The organism is Pseudomonas sp. SC3(2021) (assembly GCF_019856535.1).
GTDB classification, from domain to species: Bacteria; Pseudomonadota; Gammaproteobacteria; order Pseudomonadales; family Pseudomonadaceae; genus Aquipseudomonas; species Aquipseudomonas monsensis.
The window spans coordinates 2,756,657-2,767,126 of record NZ_CP082236.1 but is presented as its reverse complement, the minus strand read 5'-3'; the positions used below and the strand labels follow the sequence as shown (position 1 = coordinate 2,767,126).

Sequence of the window (10,470 nt, the reverse complement as noted above, 5' to 3'; positions counted from 1 at the left end):
GCATCGGTCACTGCCTTACACTGCCGCCATGAAAACCATTCCCCACCGGCAAATCGTCGAACCTGCGGTCACGTGCTCGACCTGCGCGGCCTGCTGCTGTCAGCTGGAAGTGATGCTGATCACCGACACTGGCGTGCCCGAGCGCTTTATTGATACCGATGACTGGGGCGGAGAAGTGATGCTGCGTCTGGACGACGGCTGGTGTGCAGCGCTGGATCGCAACACCATGATGTGCACGATCTACGAGAAGCGCCCGCTGATCTGTCGCGAGTTCGAAATGGGCGCGCCTGAATGCATCGAAGAGCGCAAAGGTATTGCCACGGTGTATCGCTAACGTCGAAACCATCCCAAAACAAATGTAGGAGTGAGTAGCGCAGTGTCAGTCAACATTGGTCTGACTGACACTGCGCTACTCACTCCTACAGGGATTAGATGTAGCCGTTACAGCGGCATCGTGTAATGCAGCGAGTAACTTTCTACCCCATCGTTGTCGCTGGAGAGGCCGGCGTTGGAATAGTGCGTTGCACGAATCCCGACTTCATGCCCGCCATTGAAACGCAGACCAAAACCGAAACGGTCTTCGAACTGGAAAGAGCCGCCGATATTGTTGGATTCGTATTTAGTGTTGGAAAACGCCGCCACGCCAATACCCGCCTCGACATACGGTTTGACCGACTGGCCGGCAAACTCGTAAACGAACACCGGCGAGAACGACAGGCTGTTGTTGCTGGAGGTCTTGTCACCTTCCCAGTAGGTGTAGGCGCCGCTCCAGTAACCGGTCAGGCGACCGACGTCGCTCTGCAGCCAGCTCTTGTCCCAGTCGAAATTCATCCCCAGGCGATAAGTCATGGTCGAATCGCTTGTTGCACCGACGGCGAACTCGACGCCAGCAGCCTGTGCGGTAATGCTTTGCCCCATCAGTGCGGCCGCAATCGCGGCCAAGCAGAATAGTCGCTTCACTTTGAAACTTCCTTTTCCGGAACGATCGTTTGGTTTTCTAGTTGCATCACCGCTATAGAAGCCAGGGCCTACGCAGAAGTTCAGCTGTTTTTTTAGTTATTTCACACTATTTTTACAAGCTGAAGTTTTGCACATCGCCGGCTGTTTGCCCCAACAGCGGCAAAATACTTTTGAAGTACTGCGGATCGGCACTGGTCCAGAATCTGACCGCCCGGTTCGGGCCCTCGGCAAGCAGATCGCGCTCGGCCAACAACCGCCGAAGTTGTCGCGCCACCGCCGCGCCGGTGTCGATCAGGCTGATGTCCGCCGGAATCATCGACTTGAGCATCGGCTTGAGAAAAGGATAGTGGGTGCAGCCGAGAATGATCGTGTCACAACCATTGGCCAGCAGCGGTTCGACGTAGCCTTGCAACATCTGCCGCAACTCGGCGCTGTGCAGGTCGCCGCTTTCGATCAGCTCGACCAGACCGGGGCATGGCTGGGTAATGACGCGTACATCCGTGGCGAAACGATCAAGCAAAGCGGCGAATTTTGCGCTCTGCAAAGTGCCGGTGGTGGCGAGTACGCCGACCACGCCGCTGCGGGTGGCCGCCGCTGCCGGCTTGACCGCAGGCTCCATGCCGACCATCGGCCAGTCGGGGAAGTCGCGGCGCAATTCGGCAACCGCCGCCACCGTGGCGGTGTTGCAGGCGATCACCAGGGCCTTGGCGCCCTGCTCACGGAAAAACCCGGCCATCACGCTGCAACGCTGGCGAATGAACTCCGGGGTTTTCTCGCCGTAGGGGATGTGTCCGCAATCGGCGAAGTACAACAGCGATTCATTGGGCAGCAAGTGCTGGATTTCCGCCAGCACCGACAGGCCGCCGACACCGGAGTCGAACACCGCGATCGGTGCGTCACGCATGAGCCGATCCACAGACACTGCATCCCGGATCGCGCTTGACCCGCAGTTCACGGAAACGCGAACCCAACGCATCGATCAACAACAGCCTGCCCACCAGCGGCTCACCGAAACCGACCAGTACCTTCAAGGCTTCCAGCGCTTGCAGGCTGCCGACCAGTCCCACGAGCGGCCCGACCACGCCGGCTTCGCTGCAGGTCAGTTCGGCTTCGCTGCCGTGCCCGTATAAACAGTGGTAGCAAGGGCTCTCGGGACGTCGCGGGTCGAACACCGACAGCTGCCCTTCAAGACGAATCGCCGCGCCGCTGACCAGCGGTTTGCCCGCAGCCACACACGCAGCGTTGACCGCCTCGCGCGTCGAAAAATTATCGGAACAATCGAGCACCAGATCCACCGCCGCCACTGCCGCGGCGAGGGAGTCCTCGTCCAGCGCCTGACGATGGGCGATCAGCCGAATCTCGGGGTTGATCGCGCCCAGTCGCTTGAGCGCCGAGTCGACCTTGCTCATGCCGACGCTGTCGGTGTCATGGATGATCTGGCGTTGCAGGTTGGTCAAGTCGACCGTGTCGAAGTCCGCGAGATGCAACTCACCGACCCCCGCCGCCGCCAGATACAACGCAACCGGTGCACCGAGCCCGCCGAGGCCGACGATCAACACGCGGCTGTCTTTGAGCTTCAGTTGGCCGTCGATGTCGATGTGTTGCAGGAGAATCTGCCGACTGTAACGCAGCAATTCCTGATCATTCAGCACGGCAGGCGCCCCAGGCTGATCCGTTGATGGCCGCCCAGATCGGTGCGGCTGTGGACTTCTTCGAAACCGCGGGTCAGCAGCAAATCGCGCACGGCTTCGGCTTGATCATAGCCATGCTCGAGCATCAGCCAGCCACCCGCCTCCAGATGCTCCGGCGCCTGGGCGACGATCAGGCGCAGATCGTCGAGCCCGTCCACGCCGGCGACCAAAGCACTGGCCGGTTCGAAGCGTACATCGCCCTCGACCAGGTGCGGGTCTGCCGCTGCAATATAGGGCGGGTTGCTGATGATCAATTGAAACCGCTGGCCTGCCAGTGCGCTGAACCAGTGACTGCTCAACACCGTGGCGTTGTCCAGGTGCAGACGCTGGCGATTGCGCTCGGCCAGAGCGACGGCTTCCAGCACCCGATCGACCGCCGTGACACGCCACGCCGGACGCTCACTGGCCAGCGCCAAAGCAATCGCGCCGCTGCCAGTGCCAAGGTCGAGGACTTTGGCCGGGGTCGCGGGGAGCAACTCCAGCGCGGCTTCCACCAGCAACTCAGTGTCCGGACGCGGGATCAGCGTGTGCGGCGCCACTTCCAGATCAAGTTTCCAGAAACCTTGCTGCCCCAGAATATAGGCCACCGGCTCGCCGCCACGACGCCGTTGCAGGTATTCGGCGAACGTCAGCGCGGCCTCTGTCGGCACGATGCGCTCGGGCCAGGTGTGCAGAAAGCTGCGCGACTTGCCCAGCGCAGCAGCGAGGAGCAGTTCGGCGTCGAGGCGCGCAGTCGGTGAGTCCGGTAATTCGGCGGCGCGCAACAGGCTGGCAATGATGGTCATTTATTCACCTATCGCTGCGAGTTGGTCAGCCTGGTATTCGGCCAGCAACGGCTCGATCACCGCTTCAACGCCACCGGCAAGAATTTCATCCAGGGAATACAGGGTCAGGTTGACGCGATGGTCAGTGACCCGGCCTTGGGCAAAGTTGTAGGTGCGGATGCGCTCCGAACGGTCGCCCGAGCCCACCAGCAATTTACGCTCGCTGGCGATCGCATTGGCCGCCGCAGCGGTTTGTTGATCGTTGAGCTTGGCCGACAACCACGCCATGGCGCGGGCACGGTTCTTGTGCTGGGAACGTTCTTCCTGACACTCAACGACGGTGCCGGTCGGTATGTGCGTGATGCGGATCGCCGAATCGGTCGTGTTGACGTGCTGCCCACCAGCCCCGGAGGAACGGTAAGTGTCGACGCGCAAGTCCGCCGGGTTGATCTCGATGGCTTCGCGCTCATCCGGCTCGGGCAACACCGCCACGGTGCAGGCCGAGGTGTGGATACGGCCCTGGGATTCGGTGGCCGGCACACGCTGTACGCGGTGCGCGCCGGATTCGAATTTCAGCTTGCCGTAGACGTTGTCGCCTTCAATGCGGGCGATGACTTCTTTATAGCCACCGTGTTCGCCTTCGTTTTCCGAAAGGATCTCCACCCGCCAGCCACGACGTTCGGCGTAACGCGAGTACATGCGGAACAGGTCGCCGGAGAAAATCGCCGCCTCGTCGCCACCGGTGCCGGCGCGAATTTCGAGGAAGACGTTGCGACCGTCGTTGGGATCCTTGGGCAGCAACATTCGCTGCAGATCGGATTCCAGCGTGATCAGCAATTCTTTGGCTTCGCGGACTTCTTCCACGGCCATTTCACGCATGTCCGGGTCGCTATCCTTGAGCAGCGCCTGCGCGCCTTCAAGATCGCCCTGCACGCTGAGCAGCTTTTTATAGGCGTGTACGACCGGTTCGAGTTCGGCGTATTCCTTGGAGTAGGCGCGAAACCTGGCCTGATCGGCAATGACCTCGCCGTCGCCGAGCAGTGCGGTCAGTTCCTCGAAACGGTCCTGGAGGATGTCCAGCTTATTGAGCAGTGACGCTTTCATTGCGGTTTTTTATCCGAAAAGCTATCCGGTGAGCCCTCGAGGGCAAAGAGTTCCTGGGCCATGGCCAGCGCATCGAGGCGGCCTTCGGCAGAAAGCTTTTTCAGTTGCACGCTGGGCGCGTGCAACAATTTATTGGTCAGGCCACGGGCCAGTTGCCCCAGCACGTCTTCAGCGTTACCGCCGTTGGCCAGCAGACGCAGGGCTTTTTGCAGCTCCTCGTCGCGCAGGCGTTCGCTCTGTTGACGATAGGCCTTGAGCACGTCGACCGCCGCCAATTCGCGCAGGCGCACCATGAAGTCGTCGGCGCCGACCGAGACCATTTCTTCGGCCGCTTGCGCTGCGCCCTGGCGACTCTTGAGGTTTTCGGCGACGACTTCGTGAAGATCGTCGACGCTATAGAGGTAAACGTCGTCGAGCTCGCCGACTTCCGGTTCGATATCCCGAGGCACGGCAATGTCGACCATGAAGATCGGCTTGTGCTTGCGCTGCTTCAGCGCGCTTTCGACGGCGCCCTTGCCGAGGATCGGCAACTGACTGGCGGTCGAACTGATGACGATGTCACTGCGCACCAGTTCCGCCGGGATGTCCGAGAGCAACACCGCATGCGCGCCGAACTGCTCGGCCAGCAGGCTCGCACGCTCCAGCGTACGGTTGGCGACGACGATGCGCTTGACCCCCAGCTCATGCAAGTGGCGGGCGACCAGGGTGATGGTCTCGCCGGCGCCGATCAGCAGCGCCTGGCTGCGTTGCAAGTCGCTGAAAATCTGTTTGGCCAGGCTGACCGCCGCAAACGCCACGGACACCGGGTTCTCGCCGATCGCCGTATCGGTACGCACTTGCTTGGCGGCGTTGAACGTCGCCTGGAACAGGCGCCCGAGCAACGGCCCGATGGTGCCGGCCTCTCGGGCCACGGCGTAGGCCGACTTCATCTGACCGAGAATCTGCGGTTCGCCCAACACCAGCGAATCGAGCCCGGAGGCGACGCGCATCATGTGACGAACTGCCGCATCATCTTCGTGCACATAAGCACTCGCACGCAGCTCGTCGAGGCTCAAATGGTGATAATCGGCCAGCCAGCGCAGCACGATGTCAGCCGACAGCTGATCCTGTTCTATATAAAGCTCACTGCGATTGCAGGTGGAGAGGATCGCAGCTTCGCGGCTGTCGGTGAGTCGGCAGAGCTGCTGCAAGGCCTCAACCAGCTGCTCAGGCGTAAAGGCCACGCGCTCGCGGACGTCTACGGACGCAGTCTTGTGGTTAATACCGAGTGCAAGGAAGGCCATTCAAGGTCGCTGATGGTGACGTGAAGCCGGCAATTGTCCTACTTCGTCAGATTCAGAACAACTATTGGATATCTATCACCCTTATTGTATCCACCGCCTGCTGCGATCCATTCTCGTTTATGTACACACCGCCCCCGGCAGCGCTGCCGAAGCCTGCACCTACATAGAGATGCGCAGATGTCTTAATTGCCTCAGCGGTTATGTTTGGCCGAAAGCTTGTGTCATGATGATCCGACCGCAGGTTAGTCGTCCTCTTCCTATATGAATAGATCTTCCGCGTTGCTCCTCGCTTTTGTCTTCCTCAGCGGCTGCCAGGCCTTGGCCCCCGTTTCGCCGGACGGCACGCCGCCGGTCGAAGGCACCACACCCGCGCCTGAAAAGCCCAAGGTTTACAGCTCGTTCAGCGAGGAAACCGTTTTCAGCCTGTTGAGTGCCGAACTCGCCGGCCAGCGCAATCGTTTCGACATTGCCCTGGACAACTACGTGACCCAGGCGATCAATACCCAGGATCCGGGCGTTTCCGAGCGCGCTTTCCGCATTGCCGAATACCTCGGCGCGGATCAACCGGCGCTGGACACCGCACTGATCTGGGCAAAAAACGCCCCGGAAGACCTCGAAGCGCAACGCGCCGCGGCCGTGCAACTGGCACGCGCCGGGCGATATGACGACTCCATGGTCTATATGGAGAAAGTCCTGCAGGGCAAGGGCGACACCCATTTCGACTTCCTCGCACTGTCGGCCGCCGACACCGATCAGGAAACCCGCAACGGTCTGATGAAAAGTTTCGACCGTTTGTTGCAGCGTCACCCGAACAACAGTCAGCTGATTTTCGGCAAGGCCCTGCTCCTGCAGCAGGACGGCGACAACAAAGCGGCGCTGGCCCTGCTCGAAGACCACCCGCCGGAAGACGGCGAAATCGCGCCGATTCTGCTGCGCGCGCGCCTGCTTCAGCTGTTGAACCGTGGCGACGAAGCCCTGCCGCTGCTGCAAAAAAGCATCAAGAAATACCCGGACGACAAGCGCCTGCGCCTGACTTACGCGCGCATGCTGGTCGAACAGGACCGAATGGACGACGCCAAGGCCGAGTTCTCCAGCCTGGTTCAGCAATACCCGGAAGACGACGAACTGCGCTATTCGCTGGCACTGGTCTGCCTGGAAGCCAAGGCCTGGGAAGAAGCCAAGGGTTATCTGGAAGACCTGATCGCCCGTGAGAGCCACGTCGATTCGGCGCACCTGAACCTCGGCCGCATCGCCGAAGAACGCAACGACCCGCAAGGCGCGCTCATCGAGTACGCCCAGGTCGGCCCGGGCAACGATTACCTGCCAGCGCAGTTGCGTCAGGCCGACATCCTGATGAACAACGGCAAGACCGCTGAAGCCCAGAGCAAACTGGCCGCCGAACGCGATGCCCAGCCTGACTATGCGATTCAGTTGTACCTGATCGAATCGGAAACCCTGTCGGCCAACAAACAGGACGACAAGGCCTGGAAAGTCTTGCAGCAAGCCCTGCAGCAGTACCCGGACGATCTGAATCTGCTGTACACCCGGGCGATGCTCGCGGAAAAACGCAACGACCTGGCACAGATGGAAAAGGACCTGCGCCTGATCATCAAGCGCGATCCGGACAACGCCATGGCGCTGAACGCTTTGGGCTACACCCTGTCTGACCGTACGACCCGCTACGCTGAAGCCAAGGCGCTGATCGAGCAGGCGCACCAGATCAACCCGGAAGATCCGGCGGTACTCGACAGCCTCGGCTGGGTGAATTTCCGCCTGGGCAACCTGGACGACGCCGAGAAATATCTGCGTCAGGCGCTGGAGCGCTTCCCTGATCACGAAGTGGCCGCTCACCTGGGCGAAGTGCTGTGGATCAAGGGCAACCAACGGGAAGCCAAACAGATCTGGGGCAAGTTCCTCAAGGACCAGCCCGACAGCACCATTCTGCGCAGTACCATCAAGCGCCTGACCGGATCCGAGACTCTCTAACTCATGTTTTTGCGCCACGTTATTGTTTTCAGCTTCATCGCCCTGCTCGCCGGTTGCGCGGGCTTCGGTGCTCGCGAATCGGTCGAGGGCCACGGCAGCCCGGCTCAATGGGCCGCAAACAAACAACAGCTGGCTGGCCTCGACGGCTGGCAGATCGACGGCAAGATCGGCATTCGCGCCCCGAAAGACTCGGGCAGCGGCACGCTGTTCTGGCTGCAACGTCAGGATTACTACGACATTCGCCTGTCCGGCCCGCTGGGTCGTGGCGCGGCCCGCCTGACCGGGCGTCCGGGCAAGGTGTCGCTGGAAGTCGCCAATCAGGGTCGTTATGACTCCGAGTCGCCGGACGCGCTGCTCGAAGAACAGCTGGGCTGGAAACTGCCGGTCTCGAATCTGGCCTGGTGGGTGCGCGGCCTGCCGGCGCCCAACAGCAAAAGCCGTCTCAATCTGGACGCTAACAGCCGCCTGGCCAATCTTGAACAGGATGGCTGGACAGTCGAATACACCGCCTACACCGAACAAAACGGTTACTGGTTGCCCGAGCGCATTAAACTGCACGGCACCGACCTGGACGTGACGCTGGTGATCAAGACCTGGCAGCCACGCAAGCTGGGGCAATAAGCATGACCGCAGCACGCCTGACCCTGCCGTCGCCGGCCAAGCTCAATCTGATGCTGCACATTCTTGGTCGTCGCGCAGATGGCTACCACGAATTGCAGACGCTGTTTCAATTTGTCGATTACGGCGATGAAATCACCTTCGCCGTGCGCGATGACGGTGTAATTCAGCTGCACACCGAATTCGCCGGCGTGCCCCACGACAGCAACCTGATCGTGCGCGCGGCAAAAATGTTGCAGCAGCAATCCGGCTGCACGCTGGGCATTGATATCTGGATCGACAAGGTTCTGCCCATGGGCGGCGGCATTGGTGGCGGCAGTTCAAATGCGGCGACCACTCTGCTGGGGCTCAACCATCTCTGGCAGTTGGGCTGGGATGAAGATCGCCTGGCCGCACTGGGCCTGTCGCTGGGTGCCGACGTGCCGGTTTTCGTCCGTGGCCATGCAGCGTTTGCCGAGGGTGTGGGCGAGAAACTGACCGCGGTCGATCCCGAAGAACCGTGGTATCTGGTGCTCGTGCCGCAAGTCTCTGTAAGTACGGCAGAAATTTTTTCCGATCCTTTGTTGACACGTAACACGCCGCCCATTAAAGTGCGCCCCGTTCCCGAGGGAAACAGTCGAAATGACTGCTTGCCGGTGGTTGCAAGGCGTTATCCAGAAGTGCGTAACGCGTTGGATTTGTTAGGTAAATTTACCGAAGCAAAGCTCACCGGAACTGGAAGTTGTGTGTTTGGGGGCTTCCCAAGCAAAGCTGAAGCTGATAAAGTCTCGGCCCTTCTGACAGAGACCCTTACAGGGTTTGTAGCAAAAGGCAGCAACATTTCAATGTTGCACCGCAAGCTGCAAAGTCTGCTCTAAAGGAACCAAGTGCTCGGCACTTGATGCAACAGATACAGGGGCGTCGCCAAGCGGTAAGGCAGCAGGTTTTGATCCTGCCATGCGTTGGTTCGAATCCAGCCGCCCCTGCCATTTTCTATACTCATCCAGGTTACCCTCAGCCTCTAGGTACTGCGCGTGTCCAAGATGATGGTCTTTACGGGGAATGCTAACCCCGATCTGGCTCGGCGTGTTGTACGTCAGCTGCATATCCCTCTCGGTGACATCTCTGTCGGTAAGTTTTCCGACGGCGAAATTACTGCCGAGATCAATGAAAACGTTCGCGGTAAAGACGTTTTCATTATTCAGCCGACTTGCGCCCCGACCAACGATAACCTGATGGAACTGGTAGTGATGGCTGATGCCTTCCGCCGCTCCTCAGCTACTCGTATCACTGCTGTTATTCCTTATTTTGGTTATGCCCGTCAGGATCGCCGTCCGCGTTCCGCACGTGTGGCTATCAGCGCGAAAGTCGTCGCTGACATGCTTACCGTAGTCGGCATCGACCGTGTTCTCACGGTTGATCTGCATGCTGACCAGATTCAGGGCTTCTTCGATATTCCGGTAGATAACATCTACGGCTCCCCGGTTCTGGTGGATGACATTGAAGATCAGCGCTTCGAAAACCTGATGATCGTGTCCCCGGACATTGGTGGCGTCGTGCGTGCACGTGCCGTTGCCAAATCCCTGGGCGTGGATCTCGGGATCATCGACAAACGCCGTGAGAAAGCCAATCACTCTGAAGTGATGCATATCATCGGTGATGTCGAAGGGCGTACCTGCATTCTGGTCGATGACATGGTCGATACCGCCGGCACCCTGTGCCACGCGGCCAAGGCCCTGAAAGAGCATGGCGCAGCCAAGGTCTTTGCCTACTGCACACACCCTGTGCTGTCGGGTCGGGCCATCGAGAATATCGAAAATTCCGTGCTGGACGAGCTGGTGGTGACTAACACCATCCCGCTGTCCGCTGCAGCACAAGCCTGTGCACGTATCCGTCAACTGGATATCGCACCGGTTGTTGCCGAAGCGGTTCGCCGCATCAGCAATGAAGAATCGATCAGCGCGATGTTCCGTTAAGGGCCCTGCCCTTCTCGAAATGTCTCGTTGACGAAAAGCGCCCCGCCCCGGCATTCCTGCCGGGGCGGGGCTTTTTTGCCCATACCGTGTTTGGCGCTGGTCGCAAACG

General features: G+C 59.9%; 11 protein-coding genes and 1 tRNA gene. 6 read left to right on the top strand and 6 right to left on the bottom strand.

Going from position 1 to position 10,470, the window contains the following annotated elements; translation table 11 throughout:
• Positions 1-28 precede the first annotated feature (28 nt).
• Positions 29-334, top strand: a complete 306-nt coding sequence (locus K5Y35_RS12370; protein ID WP_123463041.1) for a YkgJ family cysteine cluster protein — start codon at positions 29-31, stop codon at positions 332-334.
• A gap of 107 nt (positions 335-441) precedes the next feature.
• On the opposite strand, the gene K5Y35_RS12365 is transcribed toward K5Y35_RS12370, so the two are convergent.
• From K5Y35_RS12365 to hemA, 6 genes are all read right to left on the bottom strand, one after another.
• Entirely contained in the window at positions 442-960 is a 519-nt protein-coding gene (locus K5Y35_RS12365) for an acyloxyacyl hydrolase (RefSeq protein ID WP_222834307.1), read from the bottom strand.
• Between the two features lie 112 nt (positions 961-1,072).
• Positions 1,073-1,864, bottom strand: a complete 792-nt coding sequence (gene murI, locus K5Y35_RS12360) for a glutamate racemase (RefSeq protein WP_222834306.1) — start codon at positions 1,862-1,864, stop codon at positions 1,073-1,075.
• The gene (locus K5Y35_RS12355; protein WP_123463035.1) at positions 1,857-2,612 is read right to left on the bottom strand and encodes a molybdopterin-synthase adenylyltransferase MoeB; all 756 of its coding nucleotides are present in this window, start codon (positions 2,610-2,612) and stop codon (positions 1,857-1,859) included. The genes murI and K5Y35_RS12355 overlap by 8 nt, the downstream gene beginning before the upstream one ends.
• Positions 2,606-3,436, bottom strand: coding sequence for a peptide chain release factor N(5)-glutamine methyltransferase (gene prmC, locus K5Y35_RS12350; RefSeq protein WP_186748001.1), 831 nt, complete (start codon positions 3,434-3,436; stop codon positions 2,606-2,608). Before prmC ends, K5Y35_RS12355 begins: the two co-directional genes overlap by 7 nt.
• Positions 3,437-4,519 carry a peptide chain release factor 1 gene (prfA, locus tag K5Y35_RS12345; protein ID WP_123463031.1) on the bottom strand — a complete coding sequence of 361 codons (1,083 nt, stop codon included), beginning with the start codon at positions 4,517-4,519 and terminating at the stop codon, positions 3,437-3,439.
• The gene (gene hemA, locus K5Y35_RS12340) at positions 4,516-5,802 is read right to left on the bottom strand and encodes a glutamyl-tRNA reductase (RefSeq protein WP_102356846.1); all 1,287 of its coding nucleotides are present in this window, start codon (positions 5,800-5,802) and stop codon (positions 4,516-4,518) included. Before hemA ends, prfA begins: the two co-directional genes overlap by 4 nt.
• 261 nt (positions 5,803-6,063) lie before the next feature.
• On the opposite strand from hemA, the gene K5Y35_RS12335 reads away from it, so the two are divergent.
• The 5 genes from K5Y35_RS12335 to K5Y35_RS12315 all read left to right on the top strand — a co-directional run bounded on the left by K5Y35_RS12335 (position 6,064) and on the right by K5Y35_RS12315 (position 10,361).
• Positions 6,064-7,788 carry a tetratricopeptide repeat protein gene (locus K5Y35_RS12335; protein ID WP_222834305.1) on the top strand — a complete coding sequence of 575 codons (1,725 nt, stop codon included), beginning with the start codon at positions 6,064-6,066 and terminating at the stop codon, positions 7,786-7,788.
• Between the two features lie 3 nt (positions 7,789-7,791).
• The gene (gene lolB, locus K5Y35_RS12330) at positions 7,792-8,409 is read left to right on the top strand and encodes a lipoprotein insertase outer membrane protein LolB (protein ID WP_128614697.1); all 618 of its coding nucleotides are present in this window, start codon (positions 7,792-7,794) and stop codon (positions 8,407-8,409) included.
• 2 nt (positions 8,410-8,411) lie between these two features.
• Entirely contained in the window at positions 8,412-9,263 is an 852-nt protein-coding gene (ispE, locus tag K5Y35_RS12325) for a 4-(cytidine 5'-diphospho)-2-C-methyl-D-erythritol kinase (RefSeq protein ID WP_123463025.1), read from the top strand.
• A gap of 36 nt (positions 9,264-9,299) precedes the next feature.
• Positions 9,300-9,374 (top strand) — tRNA-Gln (locus K5Y35_RS12320).
• 45 nt (positions 9,375-9,419) lie between these two features.
• Positions 9,420-10,361, top strand: a complete 942-nt coding sequence (locus K5Y35_RS12315) for a ribose-phosphate pyrophosphokinase (protein ID WP_003171603.1) — start codon at positions 9,420-9,422, stop codon at positions 10,359-10,361.
• Positions 10,362-10,470: the final 109 nt, after the last annotated feature.